Source organism: Pelomonas parva (genome assembly GCF_043555835.1).
Lineage (GTDB): Bacteria > Pseudomonadota > Gammaproteobacteria > Burkholderiales > Burkholderiaceae_C > Pelomonas > Pelomonas parva.
The window spans coordinates 90,021-107,695 of sequence record NZ_JBIGHV010000013.1; the positions used below are offsets into that span (position 1 = coordinate 90,021).

Genomic DNA, 17,675 nt, shown 5'->3' on the forward strand with positions numbered 1-17,675 from the left:
TCACCCCCAGAAAAGGCGCCACAGGCTGGGCGTGTCGTTGGGCGGGACGACCAGGCCGCCGCTGAAGGTGGCGAAGCAGTCGTTAAACCACTGCACAAAACGGTCGGCATGCGCACCGGTGCCGATGGGGTACTGGCGCAGGCCCCAGCGGTTGTCGACGCCATCGTCCGGGTGCAGGCCGCCGGCGTTGTAGGCGCAGGCCACCAGCGGTGGGTCGTAGGTGGTGATGCGCCGCTGCTGCGCGATGTAGGCGGTGCCGGCCCAGATGGAGAAGGCTGGGTCGCGCAGCTTCTCTTCGTTGATGGAGTCGTCCCGTAGGGCTTCGCGCGCCGTGCCGATCAGCGTCTGCATCACGCCTACGGACATGCGGTTGTTGGACTCGGGGCGCGAGGGCACGTTGCGGTCGCCGCCGCTCTCGGTGCAGATGGTGGCAATGATGAGCTCGATGGGTACATCGAACTCCTTGGCGGCGGCCTCGATGGCGGGGCCGAACTCCCGGCATACCCGGGGCACGGTGACGAGGCGGCCGCCCGTGCGGTCGATGCGGCCATTGACCACCAGCCCGTCAGCGGTGAGCTGCCAGCGCGCGCTGCCGCGCAACCGGTGCAGTTGCAGTTGCGGCATCACCGAGACGCCGAAGTCCTGCCGGCTGCGGTCGCTCAGCGTGTCGGCGTCCGTTTGCGGTAACGCGGAGGGGGCGCTGCCCGAGGCCGCAGCGGCAGCAGCCGTGCTGGGTGTGAGGGCGGTGGCGGACGACGCGGTTTCCAGCGACACGCCCAGGGCTTCCAGCACGCCGGCAATGGGCGTGCACACGCTGGTGCGCACCGGGTATGCATCGTCGGTGCGAGCGATGTGCAGGCCCACGGCCAGCTGGCGCTCGTCCAGCACCAGAGCGCCGCTGTCGCCGGGCTGCATGGCGGGCTCCCAGGCACCTTGCTGCAGGCCGTAGAGGATGAGGTCTTCAAAGGGCAGGGCATAGCTGCCTGCCGACGCCCAGTCGTCGTAGTACACCGGAGCCGTGGCTTCGGCCGAATGCACCAGCGACCGCACCACCTGCCGCGATGTGGCCCCGCAGGTCAGCAGCCGCTTGCCTTCAAACACCCAATGCGCCACGCCGGCCGGTACTCCGATGCCCATCACTTTGGCGTCTACCAGCTCGGGCGCGGTGATGCGGGCGATGGCGGCGTCCTGCCGGTGCACCGAGCCGCTGCGGTCGCGCAGGCTGGTCCAGTCGACCAGCTCGGCAATCTTCTTCCATTCGCCGTTGATCTTGGCTTCTACCGCATCGCCATTGCGCCCGAAGCCGCCCGGGTTCAGCACGTGCGAGGCGCTCAGCACGAAGCGCTGGGTGGGGTCTTGCAGCGAGCGCACCACGCAGCCCAGCGTGCCGATGATGTCGTCGAAGGCGGCGTTGCGGATGGGGCTGCCGCCTTGAGCCCGGGAGGTGTCGGTGCTCATTTCAGGAAGGACTTGGCGAGGTCTTCGGGCAGCGTGCCTTTGGTGTCGGCCAGGCCGTGGCGCTTTTGGTAGCTGCCCAGGCCACGGCGGAACTCGTCGTTGAGTTCCGAGACGGGCGGGTTCATCTCCAGGCCTTTGCTGATGATGCGGATCTCGTCAGGGCCGAGGCGCTTCTCGAAGATGGTGCGCGCGCCGATGCCGGGCGTTGCAGGGGCCGGCGAGCGCAGTCGCTCCGAAGTGTCAGTCGTAATGCCGCACTCCTTGATCACCGAAGGACCCAGAACGGCCTTCAGTTCGGCATCCTTGGCCTTGGCGTCGAGCTTCTCAGCGACCAGCACCGCAGCGCGCCCGTTGTCATCGAGCACGCCTAGGTTGTCGGGGAACTTCTTGATGAAGGCCTCGCAAGTGCTGGCGTCTTTCGTGCCCGTGGCTTTGGTGCCCACTGAATGCTGCACGAAGCAGGCCAGCGTGCGGTTGGACCAGCCGCTGCCTGTGCATTCCCGCGTGGTGGGGGTTGCCGGCGTGGCAGCGGCGGCTGGCAGCACGGTCAGTGTCAGTAACGCTGAGTTCTGCGCTGCGTCCTGCACGTTGATCTGGTAGGTGCCGGCCACGGTAGTGGTGTCGGCAATGATCAGCACTTCGCTTGCGCCCGGCTGGATCACCGACAGCAGGCCGGGCATGGGTGTGTCCACAGGTGTGGCGGTGAATTGCTGGGTGCCGCCGATGATCGGCACGCGCGACTGCTTCGACTGTCCGGCAGTGAACTCGATCTGCGTGCGGGCCAGCCGCATGTTGACCGCCAGCTTGGTGGCGTCCACGTTGCAGCCGGCGAGGTCTTCCTTCACGCGGTTGGTGGCACGGTCGGTGGTGCCCGTAAGCCTGGCAGCCTGAATGGCCAGCAGCGCGCGTTTGGCCTGCAGGCGGCCCAGCGCGGAGGCCAGGTGGTCACGCGGCTCCAAAGGGGCCGGAGCGGCGTCACGCGCCTTGTTGTCCCGGGCGAATTGTGCGGTGGACTGTTGCCCGGAGCCCGTTGGCAGTTGGCTCTTGATCGCCGCGACGCGGGTCTGGAATGCCGTGTCCAACTGCAGGCCCGGCACGATGGTGTTGGCGTAGCTGGCGATCGCGCCGATCTGCTGCGGCAGCGAGGCCAATGTGGCTTGCCGGGACTTGATGGCGACGTCGATCTGCCTGCGCATCTCGTCGATGCGGGCCTCCAGCATGGCTCCAGCGCCGTCTGCGTTCTGGCGTAGGCTGGCAGAGCGCTGGTGCAACTCGTTCAGCCGTGTGAAGAGTGCGGCCGTTTCGGCGATCTCGGCGCGTGCTGTCTGCGCGGTCTCGGAGTCAGGCGTCTGGCTCGCCATCGCCACGTTGAGCCAGCGCACCGTATCGGCCAAGGCGTCGGCGACAGGCGTGGTGGCTATGCCCACGGCCTGCTCCGCAGCGACGATCTCATTTCGAGCCGCCTCGCTCAGCCTCAACGGAGCCACCGCCGCCTTGGCACACGCCATGGCCTTCATGCCTTCGAGGTAGACGTCCAGTCGGTCGGAGCTTTGGTTCCAGGTGCCGAGCTGATACGCCAGCCCGCCGCCCAGCGCCGCCGTGATCAGAACATCGCGGTGGGCGTTGCCAATGGCGGCTCCCACTGCCAAGGTGCTCAGCGTCAACAGGCCCTGCCCCAGCTGGTTGCTGCGCTCGAGCTCCTCGCGCAGCTTGGCGCGGTAGCCGTCGTAGGTGGCGTCGGCATAGCTCATCGCGTAGTTGAGCGTGCCGGGTGGCCCTGCCGGCGCGCGCTGCAAATGGTGCACGGCGGGCGCTCGGGCGTCTTCAACAAACGGCGTGCCGGCGCAGCCCGCAACTACAAGCGCGGCCGCGACCAGCGCTGCCGCATGCCTTGTTCTTTTCGCCATGGCCCAGCTCCCGACTGACTTGTCATTACGGCCTGGATGCTAGGAAGCCGCGCAGGGCGCGCCATCCACATCTTTGACGATGCCGCCACAGTGCGCTCCATGCCATCCGACTGGTAAGCGTGGTGTCACCACCCTCTTGACCGCAAGTCAGCGGACTGCCTTTCAGCTATTCGACGTTCGCGAGCCCTTGAACGTCACCTTCACGCTGTACCAGTTGCAGCCACCTATCGAGTTCGTCGAGGTCGGCACTGAGCATTCGTACTGCCAGAGTCCGGTCATTGGCTTTGGCCAACATGTTGTTCAGCCCGAGGTGCGCCACGAGCAGGTAATGCATGGTTGTTAAGAGCTCGTCCAGCTGCTCCGGGTGCCGCCTGGCATGACTGTTCAATGCCTCAATCGCATTCGCCAGCTTCTCGCCGACGTAGCTCAGTGGAACGCCGTCCCGCGCTTGCTCAGTCGTGTACGCGGGACCGTTTGAGCTGAGTGGAAGGTCGTCGTTCATGTCATAGGAGTGGAAGCTTGCAGGCAGTATCAGCCTTTAAACGTCGAGGACGTGGCGCTGCAGTTCGAAGTCAACGCGCCAGTTGCGACCGTCCATGGCTTGCAGCGTCGCGGTGCGACGGTTGACTCGGGTGACGATGCCGACCAGCGCCGCCCCTTTGGCGTCGTCGAAGGTGACCTTGTCGCCAACCTTAAGGCGGCGTTCGCCGTCTGCGCCGCAGGCTCCGGCGGCGGCTCGTAGGCCTGCACTCCGGGTTCAGTCGCGAGGGTGTCGATCGCAACGTACGGAATCTTCCAGGTCCGGCGCACGTCTTCTTCGAGCACGGTCGCCTGCTTGTCGTGCCGCGCGATGAGCTTGCCGTGCCGGATCTGCCCGGTGCGATGGTCGATGAACTGCACGGCTTGGCCCAGGTGCAGCTTCATGCGCGCCGCCATCTGGCGCTTGGGGTCGTCCAGCAGCACATCGATGAGCGCGCGCATCTGGTAGAGCTGCATGCTCGGCGCGTCTTGCAGTGCCTCGACCATGCGCGAGGCGTTGTCGTCTTCAGCCATGGATGAATGTTGCCAGCGCCGCGGCCGCTGGACTTCAGGCAGCGCGTGCAAGCGTGTGCTGCGCTGTGGTCGACCACGGCAGCAGCTCGTCGATGCGGTTCACCGGATGGTCGGCGATCCGCTCCAGCACCTCGCGCGCTGATAGGCCTCGGGGTCGAGCCCGTTGAGCGTGGCGGTCTCGATCAAGCTGTACATCGACGCCGCGCGTTCGCCACCCGCGTTCGAGCCCATGAACAGGTAGTTGCCGCGCCCGAGCGCCACGCCGCGCAGTGCGCGCTCGGCGGCCGAGTTGTCGATCTCGATCCGGCCGTCGTCCGCGTAGCGCGTCAACGCCTTCCAGCGCCAGGCTGTAGCGGGCGGCCTTGGCCAGCTCCGACTTCGTCGAGACGTGGGTCAGCACACCCTGCAGCCAGAGCTGGGCTAACTGGCTATGTCGTGCGGCGTCAAGCCTTCTGAAGCCGTTAAAGACGGGGAGGCGTATGCGCTTCCAGTCGCTGCTCAAAAAGCGCCACGAAGTCGGGGAGCGACACATCCATGGCATTAACCCAGCGGCGCAGCTCCAGTACGTCCAAGCGGCGCACGCCCCGCTCGACTCTGCTTACGTGCGTTTGCTCCCACTCCAGGCGTTTTGCAAGATCTACCTGTGTCAGCTGAGCTGCGTTGCGCAACTCAACCAGAAGCTCTCGGAGCAGCAGTTGGTCTTGGGTGTGGAGATTCTTTTGCATCGGCCGTGGGGGAACGGCCGACACCTTGATCGGTATGGAAAAATAGACGAAAACAGTCTATTCTGAAAATGCGTTTTCGCCCCGCGAACGGAAGCCGTCATGACCGCCAACTCCCAAGAGCCGAGCCGCGCAGCCGCGCTCTCCAAACCACTCTGCTGCAGGTACGTCCTCGCAGAGTTCAAGACTCTCACCTTGCCCGTCCGACGTGACGGCGTCGTGGAGCAATCCCGCTGGCGATGGGCTCTAGGTCTGTTCAAGGGGGACCAGTACGAGCTGCTGGGCGCCTGGTCTGCGCAAGTGCCTGCGCTGAGCGTGGCCCATGAACTGCACGACCGCGGTATCGAGCACATTATGGCGATTTCCGCTGAAGGCGGCGTGGACTGCAGGGCGACCTATCCCGATGCTGTCGCTTGGTCGGCGTGTAGCGATCCTCATGCCGCAAGCGCCTTTGGTCCACGGCGCCGTGCCGCGCTTCTGTCCGCTGCGGCGACTGCTGAACGCTTGCAGGCCAGCCTCACCCGCGCGATCAAGCGCCGAGCCCCGTTCGCGGACGAGGGTGCCGCTGTTGCCTTCCTCATGCACGCCCTCGAAAACGCCGACCGCCAGCTCCAGGGGCTCCCCAAGCTGAGATTCGAGACGGCTCTGCGCCGTTCTCGCGCCATGGAGGCGCCTGCCTCCCAGCAAGCCGCGTGACCTGCCCATGACGGCAGCCTTGGTCAAGAACTTGCGCGAGACGCTCGCGCGGGTGCGCAGCGCCTTGATGCGCCGTGGCCGCAACGCACACGAAGCCGATGACCTGGTGCAGGAAGCCTGGGTTCGGCTGGCCTGCTATGAGCGCGACCAGCCCGTCGAGCGACCCGAAGCCTTCCTGATGCGCACCGCGCTGAACCTGTCCGTTGACGCCCATCGCGCGCAGACCACGCGCGGTGACGAGGTGCTGGTGGAGGACGTCGTCCTCATCGACATCGCGCCCACGGCCGAGGCCACGCTGCTCGCCAAGGAGCGGCTCGAACGCTTGAGCCTCGGCGTCAGCCGTATGAGCGAGACCACGCGGAGCATCTTCCTGGCCCACCGACTCGACGGGCTGACCATCGTCGAGCTCGCACGGCTGCACGGCCTGAGCACCACGACCGTCCACAAGCACATCGCCAAGGCCACGCTGCAGCTCACGACCTGGATGGAAGGCTGGTAGCGATGGATCGCCGTCAGGCGTCCGCCGGGGCGGCGGAGCCCGAGGGACCACCGCTCGTGCCGAAGGACGTGGCCGCGGAGGCCGCTGTGTGGATCACCCGCTTGCATGGCGGCCAGCGCACCCCGCAGATGGAGCGGGAGTGTCGCGCCTGGCAGGCCCGGTCCGCCGCACACCGGCTGGCCTTCGAGCGTTGCACCGACACCTGGCAGGACGTGGCCAGACTCACGCTTGCGGGCTACGCCACCGCAACTGCGGCCCGCGAACTGCCAGACATTGGCAGGGCAGCGCGGTCCTTGCCCTGGCGCTCAAGCCTGGCCATTGCCTTGGCGCTGGTCGCGAGCGTGCTGGCGCTTCGTCCCTGGAGCGCCGAGGATGTCTACGACACCGGCGTCGGCGAACAACGCGTCGTGGTGCTTCAGGACGGCACCCGCCTGTCGCTGAACACGTCCACCCGGATCCGGGTGGACTTCGCTGAGTCCCAGCGCACCGTCAAGGTCGAGCGCGGTGAAGCCCTGTTCGAGGTCGCCAAGGATGCCAGCCGTCCGTTTGTCGTCCAGGCTGCCGGCACCGAGGTCGTCGCCACCGGCACCGCTTTCCTGGTGAAGGCGTCACCCGCAGCCAAGCCGGGTGACCAAGCGCTTGCCGTGACGCTGGTTGAAGGCCAGGTGGTGGTACGAAGCGCTGCAAGCGAGGGACGCCGGCTGGAAAAGCCGTTGGTGATGGTGCCCGGCCAGCGCCTGCGCCTCAGCCGTTCAGATGAAGCGCAGCGCCCTGCCACGGCGACCCGCGTGGATCGGCCCCTGATGGATCAGGTGCTGGCCTGGAAGCGGGGCGAGGCCCGCTTTGACAATGTGTCGCTGCGCGAAGCGGTGGAGGAGATGAACCGCTACGACCGCGTGTCGATCGTCGTGTCCGGCACGGTGGGCGACAGGCGCGTGAGCGGCGTGGTCAAGACGGGCGACAACGTCAGCTTCGCCGAAGCCATGGCCAGTTTGCATGGCCTGGTCGTGCGCAACCATGGTGATCGGCTGGAACTCGTCCAGCCGTAGGCCGGGCACTCAGCCCAGCGCGCAGGCTGATGCGGGCCTGGCGCTGCAGAGTTGCTACGAATAGTGACCACCAAGCCAACAATCTGGGAAGCCTCGGGACGTCGACAGACATGCATGGCGCTTCTGGGACGGATTACGCCCCAGCGTTCGGGATCTATCGCATCGGAGAGGCTGGTCGCACGATAGGGTTCATGGTCTCCACCGGGCGCGAGAGCGAGCATCAGCAGCTTGACCTGCTGGGTGCTGTCGCGACGCCGCTCACAGAGAGCGTGGCCAGTGCGCCGCACAAGCCAGGGAAAGGGAACTCACGCGACCGTGTGTGCGTGGAGCTGCGCGGCCTGGGTGATCGCCTCCGTGCGCAGGCTCAGCGACTGCACACGACAGCCGCCGTCCTGACGAGGCGCGCTGTTCTGCTACTGCTCGATGACCGCCCAAGCGGCGATGAGACCGCCATCACCACGCCTGCTGACGCCCCGGCGCGCGGAATCGTGAAAGTCACACTGCGCGTCTCGCGCGCTCATGCAACGTCGCTGACCTCGCGGGCGCGCGCCGCCGACATGTCGCAAGGCGACTACGTCTCCTCGCTACTGGATGGCGTGGCGCCTGTCGCCATGCCTGCGGACCACGCGTCGGCTGTGAAGGCGCTCATGGCGTCCACGGATCGCCTGGCCGCGCTGTCCGCCGATCTCAACGCGTTCCTGCGGGTGCTCGGCCGGGCCTCTGTCCCTCAGCTGGAGCCCTATCGCGCCAGCCTCACTTCGTTGACGAAGGGTGTACGGCAGCACCTTGCCACTGCAGCTGAGTTGGTTGCCGAACTCCGGCCGGCCAGGAGGCCACGGAGATGACCAGTGGCCAGCACATCGACGGTGTTCTGGTGCAGTGGGGCGAACGGCTGTTCTACCCCGGCAACCGGATCGTCAAGTCGGCGCCGCTGCCGCGTCTAGACGCGATGCTGCGGCGCAAGGCTGCCGTGATCCGGCGGCGCATCGAAGCGACAGTGCGGCGGGCGCCGCAGGTGATGGTCAAGGTGACGGGCGGTGGCCGAGGGATGGCGGCGATCGCGGCGCATTTCCGGTACATCAGCAAGAACGGCAAGCTGGAGATCGAGGACGACCGCGAGGTGGCTCGCACGGGCAAGGAAGCCGTGCGAGACCTGGCGGAGCAGTGGCGCTACGGCGGTTCACTGATCCCAGAGGAAGGCCACCGGCGGGAAGCCTTGAACATCATGTTGTCGATGCCGGCCGGCACAAATGCAGCTCTCTTGCAGAAGGCGGCGCGTGAGTTCGCACAGACCGAACTGGCGGGGCATCGCTACGTCATGGTGCTGCACGAGCACCAAGCCAATCCGCATGTCCACCTGAGCGTGCGGGCGGAGGCGGCATCGGGCAAGCGTCTGAATCCTCGCAAGGCGGACCTGCAGCGGTGGCGGGAGACGTTCGCCGAGAAGTTGCGCGGCTGGGGTATTGATGCAGAAGCGACGCGGCAGCCCTCGCGCGGGGAGAGCCGGAACTTTGAGCCGCTGTGGCGGATCAAGGCGAAGGAAGAGGGGCGCCTGCGAGCTGTTTCGGCCGCCACGACAACTGGGCGAGCCGGCACGCAGAGTCGTGCCGATGCGATGGTGAGCTGGGCGCACATCATGAAGGCGCTGGCGGCGTCTGAGGTTGCCGAGGATCGCCAGCTCGCGGAGAGGGTGGCGGCCTTCGTGCGCGGCACGACATTCGTTCGCGAGCAGTTCGTTCAAGGGTCCAAGGTGCCGTCGCGGCAGCATCGGCCTTCAAACGAGCTCTCGCCGCCCGGAGTTGGCAGAAGCCGACCGTCACCGGACATCAGTCGTTGATCACTGTCCATCGCGAAGGCGCCTCCGGCGCAGGTGTTTCACCGTCGCGAAGACGATGCGTGTGACGGTGCTGGCGGCGCCTGTCCTGAAGCAAAGGCTTTGCAAGAGCCCGGGCCAGCGGCCTCCAACACAATCCGCCGGTCCTCCGCTGGCAAAGGCCCAGCCCGTGCGACGCCTCGGCGTAGCCGAACTTGGCAGGCTGCGACCTACTCCGGTGTCGCTGGGTCGTTGTCGGCGCCACCGTGGGCCAACGCCTGGCGCGCCAACTCCTCTTCGCTGAGCTCGGGGGCATCCTGAAGTGCCGCTATCTCTTCGAGCATCTCGGGCGTGGCCTCAGCGTTGCCCAGCAGCACGTCTTCGATGCTGGCATGGGCGGCCTTCAGCTCTTCATGGTCGACTGGTGACGGATGCACAGGCGTCAGCGCAGGCAGCTTGACCGCAGCCAGCTCCAGTTGTTCATCGACCAGCTTGTTGAAACCGCCCTCGGGCGGGGTGTCCTGGGTCATTGCAGCCTCCTTTGAATGCCCGATGTTCCGCCATCTGGCTTTCAGCTGCCAGTTGGCTCTTTTGCTGCGTGTACTGATTGCACGCCAATCGCGTCAGTTGGGCGGCGGCGTGGCTGACCTGCGGGCTCTTTCCGATGGCGGCGTTCAGGTATGGGGAATGACCGAGGCTTCCCGTCCAGCTGCGGGCCAACCCCTACCGTGTCGAGCGACAGCTTCGTGCCCAAGGCCGAAGTTCGAGACCGACGGCGAGCGGCGGATCGCAGCGGTTGCGGTCATCCGCGGCAGGTTGCCAGGTTCACGATCCGGGACACGAAGCCGTCATCGGCGTGCCTGGCGTCGTGCCGGCAGCGACGACCGCTGTCGGGGGTGAAGCAGCCATCGAAGCGGTCTGGCCACCGCTCGCCCCGTTCAAGCTGGGATGAATGTCTGCTGCTCGACGGGTCGAACGGTTGCTCCCGACCCGTTGCGGCCCTACGCTACGGTGATCTCGTTGCCCAAAAGCGGTCGCTCAACGTTCGACGCAAGGGCCCTGCCGCCGTCCGCCCACCGATGTGTTGAGGAACATAGCAACCTCAATCCACGGATTGAAGCGAAATGAACATACCGCAGGGATCGACCTGTTCAGCGATGGCGTAAGGATGCGCGCCTGCAGGATAAGTTGAGGAGTACTTCGTGCCAGAAATCCCAAAGAAGATGAACTGACGGCTTTTCGTCGGTTGCTCAATACTTCGGACCAATCCGCGACGAATTAGCGCCTCTGCCACTGCCCAGCGAACTGCCTTCGCGACCTTGACGCGTTGGGGCTGGTTGAGCTCAAACAGTTCCTCATCCTCCTCAACAGGATCGCGGTTGACGGCCGCTGAACGAAGTGCGATCAGCGCCTTGTCGTTTGCCTTACATAGGTCATTGACTTCGGCCCCGTAGGCACTGACAACTGTCAATGCACAAAGGAGGAGAAGCGACGAGTGTTTAACAAAGGTCATAGTGGCAAGCTGCATCGTGCGGGGAGGATACGCCCGACCTAAACGTTGGGCCGCGCGCGACCGGTCACTCGCTAGCGGCAGGTTGTGGCCGGGTGCAGTCAGATTGACTCATACACATCCATGAGCGCATTGCCTTTTGGGCTGCTCTTTAGCCCGCTTGTCGTATCGAACCTAGGCATCGGCGTAGGTCAAGCAGCGGTGGTGGCAATTGCTTGGTCGGGGTCGCCTGCTTGACGAGGAAGAACACTATCCCGTCTGGTTCGCATTCGCCGCCTCGCTCGGTACACGCACGAGATCCGCCGTATCGGACACCCATTGATCCGGATCTCCGCGATACGTCTCCAACCGCCGACGCGCTTCGGACCTCCAGCCGCCTTTCGCTGCCAGTTCGCAAAGCAGCGCCAACCCGATGCGGCGAAGAGCTCCGGACGCCTCCCCGCCCAGTGTCCCCTCCAGCGTGACAAGGCTCTGCTCGCTTCGGCCAGCCACGCACTGGGCCATCGAAGCAACCGCGTCTACGACGACGCCCGGGTGCAGCAAGCTCTTGGCCTGCAATCGAAGAAGCAGATCCAAGGCCTGGTCGGGCGCGAAGACGGTGAGCGCTACCTGGACGGCTTGACCAAGGTGCCAGCGTCGATCGATCAGCGCATCCGCAAGCGGGGCCGCAGAGGTGGTGAGTTCCGCCGCGCCTTCGCGCCTGAGATGACGGTATGAAGAGACGATGGCCGCGAGCGAACTCGGCTGCTTCACCGCAGCGAAGTTGGCCGCCAAAGCTTGGCCAGCGGTGCGGCCATAGGTTGCGAGCAGAACCTGTGCCGCCAGTTGAACCAGCGCGGTGTCGATGTCGTCGAGCTGCCCGACGAGGGCGTCCCGCAGGGACGACTCCCCTTTCGCTGGTGGCATCTGAACGAGGCGCTCGAGAGTTTCCTTGCGAATGAGCGCGTCGGCATGTTGAAGCAACAGGGCCATGTGCTGCCCCCACGCGCGTTGGCCTTCAGGCGTCAATCCGACCTGGGGCACACGGATCGTGGAACGCGCCAACGCCGGAGAGCCGTCGAGCGCGGCGTCGCGAAGGCGCAGCCAGGTCTCCGGCTTGTCGAGGAAGTTCCAGTACGCGCGCAGCAGCGCGATGCGCACGTCCGGGTGCAGCGACGCGCCCTCATCGAAGCCTTCCAGGAAGTTGTACGCAGCGTCGCTCCGTAGGTCGCCGACGAGTCGCACGAGTTCCTTGGCCACGGTGACCTTGTCCCGTGGCACCTGGCCGATCAGCCGGAGTGCCTGCGCAGCCGGCATGGCGATCACCGATTGCCGCAAGGCGTAGATCGCGACGCGGGCGCGCGCGTCATCGAGCGCGGAGATCAGCGTGGGGACTCCACGGCCGCCGTCCGCGCGCCCGAGTGCTTCCAGCGCCTTGTCGCGCAGCGCGGCATCAGGGGACTCCAGGCGAGCGAGCCGAATGACCGGATCCAACGCGAGCGACGGCATTGCGGCGTATCGCCTGACAACGCCATACAGTTCCCAGGCATTGCGTTTGGAGCTTTTCAGAATCGCAAGCAGCGAGTCGCCATAGCGCTGTTGCTGAGCCGCGGTCCAACGCTCGAAGCCGCGCTCAAAGGTCGGCAGGAAGGCTGCCTGGCCGGAGGAGAACCGGCCACTGAACGGGCGCGGGGTCAGGAACGGCGTCAACAGGTCTTGCCGGTTCCCGTGCAGGTGGTGAGCCACGGTGCTGACCGTGATCCAGCCAGGCTCTCGGTCGAGCAAAGGTGGGATCCATTCGTCCAATCGCTTCGGAGGGCCGATGTGCGCCAAGGCCTCGAGGCCCGAGCGGGCGTCATGGGCGCGGCCGTCGCGGGCAAGTGCGAGCAGGAGATCGGTGAAGGGTTCGACCGCCCTCGCGCGGCGACCGAATGCCAGGATCAGCCGTACGGCCACGCCCCCCTGATTGCGCTGGACCCAGGTCTCCAGCATCGGCATCAGCGGCGGCGCAACGCGCAGCATCTCCCGGTCACTCATGCGCGATTCCCAATGGGCCGCGCCGATCCTACCAATGCCTCCCAGCCGCTCGACCAGACGGGGCAAGGCGGCCGCGACGAAATCGGAGTGCAAGACGATGACCCCCATCAGCCACTGCACCGCAGCCGACATGGTCATGGACGAGCAGTCACGCGCGCGAAGCGCCGCATCGATCAGCGCTGTGAAGCTGGGAAGGTGCTTGGCCTCCCAGCGAGAGACAGGCAGCGCCGCCAGTGCCGTGAACATCGCGAGCCGCACCGGATCCTGCTCGTTGTCACGTGCCATGCAGAAGTCGAGCACGGCGTCCAAGCTCGCGGATTCATAGCGGGCGGAATGGACCACGGCAGCAACAGCCTGCGCGCGCAGCTCGCCATCCGGCTGCGACAGGTAAGGCCGCGCCAGTTGCGAAGCCTCAGCAAACGGCAGGCAGCCGAGGAATGCCACGCGCGTCATCGGCTCTGTTTCGAGGAGGCGCGCTGAGAAAGCACGGCGTGCTTCTGACTGACGCGTCTCCTTCGATAACGCGCGTACCAGCGAGACGGGCACCGCGCCGCTGGGCGCTCGCCACCCTTCACCTGCGAGGCCGTACAGCGCTGCGCGCAGCACTGGCGTCAGCCGAGGGAATACGGCCTGCAGGTTCGGCAGCGCATCCGCCGCATGCAGAGTACATAGGGTCTCGGGATCCAGCCTATTCAGCACATTGACCGGAAAACCGACACGCGCCGTGCCTGCGTGATTCAGCAGGATGTCGGCCACAGCCTGAGGGAAGTGCGCCGCGTAGCGGCCCAATGGAAGCGTCGTGATCGGCATCCGGCCTGCCGCGGCCGCAAGCAGCGTCAGGCCGGCGTCGCGATCCTGGCGTAGCAGGCCATGCAGGGCTGCCACGACCCTCAGGCGAAGGACGTAGGAGACCGGCTCGGCTTCCTCAAGTTCGCGAACTAACGAATCGCGGGTGCCCCCCGGCAGCCGCTGGGCCAGCGTTGCCCATAGCGAGGGTGCGAGTGAAGCAATTTCGTCAGTGGCGAGCCTTGCAGCGATGAAGGCATCACTGGTCCAAGGCAGAAGAGGCAAACAGTCCGCCTGCGACAGCCGGGAGTGCACCGCATCGTTGACGTGCGCCCGGCCCGCCTTCCATAGCCGCCAGGCCAGGGTCTGGCGACAGCGCGGCGCCAGACCGGGCATCCGCTCGAGCACCACGTCGTCAGGAACCGTCCGCGCAGCGAGTCGCGCGGCGCGCAGGGCGAGGGATTGAGACGGATCGCCCAGGAAGCCGGCAATGACGCCTACATCCCGCGACCCCGACGCGGCCATCACGGCCAACAACCGCTCGTAGTGCACCTCCGAGCCCGCCAGGGTCTGCAGCGCTTGCGCCAGCCGGCGATTCTGGGCCGACTCCCGTCCAAGCTCGATCATCCGGCGGAATCGCTGGTCATGACTGAGGGCGCTGACCTCATCGACGATGTCCCTCGCGGTGGGTGCGGTCCAGGGGAGCTTCATGACGATGGGAGGGTGTGGCGATAAGGGGACCGGAGGATACGGCGTCACCGTAGGAGCGTCCGGACGCAACAGGAAGCTCGCAACCGTGGATATTCACCAGCGCATTGACTCACGGGAGTTGCGACCCGGTGATCCCGCCAAGGCATGCGAAAGGCGCGCGCCTGTGCGCCGAAATGTGCCGACTCGAAATGCGGCCTTTGAAGGTATCTACCCGCTCCGGCTTACACCGGAAACGGCCACGCAGCCTACGGGTCGTTTGAGCCGCTCGCGCCGAGCAGAAGCGGCCGCTGAACCGGGTACGGTGCGGCGGGGCACTTTCGAGCGACGGGTTCGGATCGCGAAGCTGCCGGTCAGGCGGCGCAAACCCGAGCGGCCGGTTATGGCGGGAGCGGCCGCTCAGACCTTGAAGCGCGATCGACCGAGATCAGCGTAGCCGCGGGTCGGCGACTTTCGGCTTTGGGCACTTTGCTGTCGTAGCCACGCCGGCCGCGACGGTCAGAAACCGCTGCGAAGCCGCCCATCTGCCTGACCTCCAGGTCTCGTGCAAAAGCGCCACGCACCCAGAGAGGGATGACTGCTGCGATTTGCTGCAGCCGCACCGATGTTGTGGGTAGCATCCGACGCACACACACAAGCCGTCCTGGGAGGACACATGGTTGACTCGACGAACTCTCTTGCGTTCTCGATGCAGTCTGCGGCAAAGCAGAAAGCTCCATGAGCAGCATTCGTTCGGAATACCAGCGGTTCCTTCGCGACCTGGATGCCAGGGAGGTTTCTGACGACGCGCGCCGTCTGGCGTCTGTTGTGTATGAACACCTGGACGCACTGGCTGAAGTTGGAGCCACGCGGCGGGCTCGGTCCACACGCCTTGTTCCGCTGGCGGTTCGCCACCTGGCGGCGGCAGCAACGCACCGCGCTGCGGAGTTTCCCGTTGAGCACGAGGCGCCGCCAGCCTTCCGTCTGCAGCAGCTGACCGTCGGTCCCTTCCGAGGCTTCATGGCACAGGAGACTTTTGACCTGAGCCATGACATCACCCTTGTGTACGGCGCGAACGGCACCGGGAAGAGCAGCTTCTGCGAGGCCGTGGAGACGGCCATGCTTGGCACCATCAGCGAGGCGGTGGCAAAGCGCGTCGACCTCCAGCAATACTGCAACAACGCCCGACTTCGGAGACATGTCCGCCCCGTGCTGACAACGCGCACAGGCGAGGCGGAGGCAGCCGCGCTGGTGGCTGATGAGGCCGAGTTTCGGTTCTGCTTCATCGAGAAGAATCGCCTCGATGACTTCGCCAGGATTGCAGCACGCACCCCCGGCGACCAGCGGCAGTTGATTGCCACTCTGTTTGGTGTCGACCAGTTCAACGACTTCGTGCGCGGATTCAATCAGTCCTTAGACGAGAGCCTCACCCTGGCCGGGCCATGCGCGACACAGCTGAAGGCGCGACGGGAGCAGCTGGCGACTTCCTACCAAGTCATCAAGGACTTCCCAGAGAAGTTGAAGGCGCACGAGGCCGCGGAAGCGGCGCTTGCCGAGAGGATTCGGCCCGGTCAAACCTACGCTGCAGCCTATGCGTGGTTGCTTGGCGCCGGTGAGGCGATTGGCCGGCTGGCCGCAATCCAGACCATCATCGACGAAGACGGACCGACCATTCAGGACGTTACCCGCGAGCGGCTGCAATACCTCCTAGCGGAAAAGCAGCGAAACCAAGAGCTTGCAAGCGAGGCGACATTAAAGCTCAGTGCACGCGCACAGGAGGTCTCGTACGCCCAGTTGTATCAGGCAGTGGCAGCGCTGGCAGAGGGCGCCACGACTTGCCCTGCTTGCGGAACGGACCTTGCGCATGTCCACGCGAATCCCTTCGACCGAGCAGCGAAGGGCCTAAAGGAATTGGAGGAACTGGCCGTGCTGCAGCAGGAGCTGCGCGACCTCCAGGACGCCCATAGTCAAGCGTCGATGACGCTGCGCACCGAGATGGCCCGAACCATCTCAGCTGCCAGAGCTGTGGCCCCGAAGGCGCTGGAAGAAGCTGCGCTGCCGCCCCTGCCTGAGAAGCTGCCTGACGACTGGTTCGCGGAAGGTGCGAATGGCGTGCCATCGCCGTGGACGCGCCTGGTCACTGTGGCTGGCGAGGTGGAAGACAAGGACACAAAGGGCCGGCTAAAGATTGCCGATCGAGTAGCGCACATCGAAGAGCGCAAGACGCTGGAACCATTGCGCCTGGAAGTAGAGGCGCTCCGAACCCGAAAAGACACGTTGCAGGGTGAGTTTGGCGCCGCCCAAGCGGTCATCGCAGCGTTCGACGAAGCGAACAGCGAACTCATCAAGCAGGCGTTCGAAGAGGAGCCGGTTCTCCGGCTTCACTTCCGAATCAAGACCGCCTACGACGCGTTCCTGCCGGCGCTAGAGCGGTACCTCGAGGCGCTGCCTGCAAAACTGCTTCAAGGACTCAACGAACAGGCCAAGGCGCTGTACAACGCTTTCAATCGCGGTGACCCGCCTGGAGATTTGCTGCACGCCCTCTCGCTGCCGCAAGCCGAAAACGAAAAGATTGAAGTCGTTTTCGCTGGCGAGCAGAACCGACGCTATGACGCCCTGGTCATCCTCAGCGAAGGGCACATTCGTTGCCTCGGTCTCGCGATATTGCTGGCCAAGAACATCGCGCAGCGGTGCCCTGCGGTAATTTTCGACGACGTGGTCAACGCAATCGACGATGACCACCGGAGCGGCATCTGGCGCACGTTCTTCGAAGACGGTCATCTCGATGGCAAGCAGGTCATCCTGACATCGCATGCACAAGAGTTCCTAGACCGCATTCAGCAGGAACTGGGAGCGGCCCGAGCGGGGCAAATCAAGCGGTTCAAATTCCTTCCGCACGCTGGCGAGCATGAACTCAATGTGGACGGCGACCCGCCAACCAAGAACTACGTGCTGCGGGCACAGGAAGCGCTGGCCCAGGACGAGAGGCGTGATGCCCTCAGACACTCCCGGCCGGCAATCGAGGCGCTGACCGATCAGCTGTGGCGTTGGTTCGGAAACCGTGTTGACGGCCGCCTTGAACTAAAGCTCGCCGGCCCAGGGATGCCATGGGAGTTGAACAACAAGTGCGTGAAGCTTCGCGCCGCTGTAGGTCGCATCACTGAGCAGTTTCCGGCTGCGGCGCCAGCGGTGCAGGCCTTGACGGCCCTCACTGGAGTGGCCGGCAATTCCATCGAATGGGGGTATCTGAACAGCGGCACTCACGACGCAGTGCGAGGGCATGAATTCGATGGAGCCACCGTCAGGAACATTGTGGAGGCAGTGGGCGCGCTTGATGCCGCCGTGACTGCCCTACGGAATCCAGCACGGCGATGAACGGTGGCCGTTGTCAGGGCAGCAAAGTAAGCATCGGCGCGTAGCCCGGGGCGTGCAAAGCCCTATCGCCGTCATCACGGTAGGCCCCCTGCACAGGGAGGAAA

At 65.4% G+C, this 17,675-nt stretch carries 14 protein-coding genes and 1 pseudogene; 6 read left to right on the plus strand and 9 right to left on the minus strand.

The genetic code is table 11. The features are described 5' to 3' along the window. From ACG00Y_RS26800 to ACG00Y_RS26825, 6 genes and pseudogenes are all read right to left on the minus strand, one after another. Positions 1 to 1,458: a transglycosylase SLT domain-containing protein gene (locus ACG00Y_RS26800; protein WP_394484369.1), complete on the minus strand. Its 1,458-nt coding sequence runs from the start codon at positions 1,456 to 1,458 to the stop codon at positions 1 to 3. After that, positions 1,455 to 3,263, minus strand: a complete 1,809-nt coding sequence (locus tag ACG00Y_RS26805) for a hypothetical protein (RefSeq protein WP_394484371.1) — start codon at positions 3,261 to 3,263, stop codon at positions 1,455 to 1,457. The genes ACG00Y_RS26800 and ACG00Y_RS26805 overlap by 4 nt, the downstream gene beginning before the upstream one ends. A 268-nt stretch (positions 3,264 to 3,531) precedes the next feature. Beyond that, entirely contained in the window at positions 3,532 to 3,867 is a 336-nt protein-coding gene (locus ACG00Y_RS26810) for a hypothetical protein (protein ID WP_394484373.1), read from the minus strand. A gap of 29 nt (positions 3,868 to 3,896) precedes the next feature. Next, positions 3,897 to 4,418 carry a hypothetical protein gene (locus ACG00Y_RS26815; protein ID WP_394484375.1) on the minus strand — a complete coding sequence of 174 codons (522 nt, stop codon included), beginning with the start codon at positions 4,416 to 4,418 and terminating at the stop codon, positions 3,897 to 3,899. A 34-nt stretch (positions 4,419 to 4,452) separates the two neighbouring features. Beyond that, positions 4,453 to 4,803: pseudogene (locus ACG00Y_RS26820) on the minus strand (transposase domain-containing protein); the annotation flags it as partial. A 76-nt stretch (positions 4,804 to 4,879) separates the two neighbouring features. Then, positions 4,880 to 5,143, minus strand: a complete 264-nt coding sequence (locus ACG00Y_RS26825; RefSeq protein ID WP_394484377.1) for a helix-turn-helix domain-containing protein — start codon at positions 5,141 to 5,143, stop codon at positions 4,880 to 4,882. Positions 5,144 to 5,242: 99 nt separating this feature from the next. Here ACG00Y_RS26825 and ACG00Y_RS26830 point away from each other — a divergent pair, with 99 nt between their 5' ends. The 5 genes from ACG00Y_RS26830 (at position 5,243) to ACG00Y_RS26850 (ending at position 9,221) form a co-directional block, all read left to right on the plus strand. Continuing rightward, a complete protein-coding gene (locus tag ACG00Y_RS26830; RefSeq protein WP_394484379.1) occupies positions 5,243 to 5,836 on the plus strand; it encodes a hypothetical protein in 594 nt (197 codons plus the stop codon). 7 nt (positions 5,837 to 5,843) lie between these two features. Next, entirely contained in the window at positions 5,844 to 6,335 is a 492-nt protein-coding gene (locus ACG00Y_RS26835) for an RNA polymerase sigma factor (RefSeq protein ID WP_394484381.1), read from the plus strand. A 2-nt stretch (positions 6,336 to 6,337) separates the two neighbouring features. After that, complete coding sequence (locus ACG00Y_RS26840) at positions 6,338 to 7,384, plus strand: FecR family protein (protein ID WP_394484382.1); 1,047 nt, start codon at positions 6,338 to 6,340, stop codon at positions 7,382 to 7,384. 191 nt (positions 7,385 to 7,575) lie between these two features. Beyond that, positions 7,576 to 8,229 (plus strand): hypothetical protein, encoded by a 654-nt coding sequence (locus tag ACG00Y_RS26845; RefSeq protein ID WP_394484384.1) that lies wholly within the window; start codon positions 7,576 to 7,578, stop codon positions 8,227 to 8,229. Next, the gene (locus ACG00Y_RS26850; RefSeq protein ID WP_394484386.1) at positions 8,226 to 9,221 is read left to right on the plus strand and encodes a relaxase/mobilization nuclease domain-containing protein; all 996 of its coding nucleotides are present in this window, start codon (positions 8,226 to 8,228) and stop codon (positions 9,219 to 9,221) included. Before ACG00Y_RS26845 ends, ACG00Y_RS26850 begins: the two co-directional genes overlap by 4 nt. A 206-nt stretch (positions 9,222 to 9,427) precedes the next feature. Here ACG00Y_RS26850 and ACG00Y_RS26855 read toward each other — a convergent pair whose 3' ends face one another. The 3 genes from ACG00Y_RS26855 to ACG00Y_RS26865 all read right to left on the minus strand — a co-directional run bounded on the left by ACG00Y_RS26855 (position 9,428) and on the right by ACG00Y_RS26865 (position 14,220). Further along, positions 9,428 to 9,727, minus strand: a complete 300-nt coding sequence (locus ACG00Y_RS26855) for a hypothetical protein (protein WP_394475826.1) — start codon at positions 9,725 to 9,727, stop codon at positions 9,428 to 9,430. Between the two features lie 572 nt (positions 9,728 to 10,299). Beyond that, on the minus strand, positions 10,300 to 10,725 hold the full coding sequence (locus ACG00Y_RS26860; protein ID WP_394484388.1) for a hypothetical protein: 426 nt from the start codon (positions 10,723 to 10,725) through the stop codon (positions 10,300 to 10,302). A 231-nt stretch (positions 10,726 to 10,956) separates the two neighbouring features. Next, entirely contained in the window at positions 10,957 to 14,220 is a 3,264-nt protein-coding gene (locus tag ACG00Y_RS26865) for a hypothetical protein (protein ID WP_394484389.1), read from the minus strand. Positions 14,221 to 14,934: 714 nt separating this feature from the next. Here ACG00Y_RS26865 and ACG00Y_RS26870 point away from each other — a divergent pair. Then, the gene (locus tag ACG00Y_RS26870; protein WP_394484391.1) at positions 14,935 to 17,571 is read left to right on the plus strand and encodes an AAA family ATPase; all 2,637 of its coding nucleotides are present in this window, start codon (positions 14,935 to 14,937) and stop codon (positions 17,569 to 17,571) included. The last annotated feature ends 104 nt before the right edge of the window (positions 17,572 to 17,675 follow it).

What these genes read in the sequence shown, in the direction of transcription:
- ACG00Y_RS26860 (WP_394484388.1), bottom strand. Translation starts at nt 10,725, where the DNA reads ATGCAGCTTGCCACTATGACCTTTGTTAAACACTCGTCGCTTCTCCTC.
- ACG00Y_RS26825 (WP_394484377.1), bottom strand. Translation starts at nt 5,143, where the DNA reads ATGCAAAAGAATCTCCACACCCAAGACCAACTGCTGCTCCGAGAGCTT.
- ACG00Y_RS26830 (WP_394484379.1), top strand. Translation starts at nt 5,243, where the DNA reads ATGACCGCCAACTCCCAAGAGCCGAGCCGCGCAGCCGCGCTCTCCAAA.
- ACG00Y_RS26835 (WP_394484381.1), top strand. Translation starts at nt 5,844, where the DNA reads ATGACGGCAGCCTTGGTCAAGAACTTGCGCGAGACGCTCGCGCGGGTG.
- ACG00Y_RS26810 (WP_394484373.1), bottom strand. Translation starts at nt 3,867, where the DNA reads ATGAACGACGACCTTCCACTCAGCTCAAACGGTCCCGCGTACACGACT.
- ACG00Y_RS26800 (WP_394484369.1), bottom strand. Translation starts at nt 1,458, where the DNA reads ATGAGCACCGACACCTCCCGGGCTCAAGGCGGCAGCCCCATCCGCAAC.
- ACG00Y_RS26850 (WP_394484386.1), top strand. Translation starts at nt 8,226, where the DNA reads ATGACCAGTGGCCAGCACATCGACGGTGTTCTGGTGCAGTGGGGCGAA.
- ACG00Y_RS26855 (WP_394475826.1), bottom strand. Translation starts at nt 9,727, where the DNA reads ATGACCCAGGACACCCCGCCCGAGGGCGGTTTCAACAAGCTGGTCGAT.
- ACG00Y_RS26870 (WP_394484391.1), top strand. Translation starts at nt 14,935, where the DNA reads ATGAGCAGCATTCGTTCGGAATACCAGCGGTTCCTTCGCGACCTGGAT.
- ACG00Y_RS26865 (WP_394484389.1), bottom strand. Translation starts at nt 14,220, where the DNA reads ATGAAGCTCCCCTGGACCGCACCCACCGCGAGGGACATCGTCGATGAG.
- ACG00Y_RS26845 (WP_394484384.1), top strand. Translation starts at nt 7,576, where the DNA reads ATGGTCTCCACCGGGCGCGAGAGCGAGCATCAGCAGCTTGACCTGCTG.
- ACG00Y_RS26840 (WP_394484382.1), top strand. Translation starts at nt 6,338, where the DNA reads ATGGATCGCCGTCAGGCGTCCGCCGGGGCGGCGGAGCCCGAGGGACCA.
- ACG00Y_RS26815 (WP_394484375.1), bottom strand. Translation starts at nt 4,418, where the DNA reads ATGGCTGAAGACGACAACGCCTCGCGCATGGTCGAGGCACTGCAAGAC.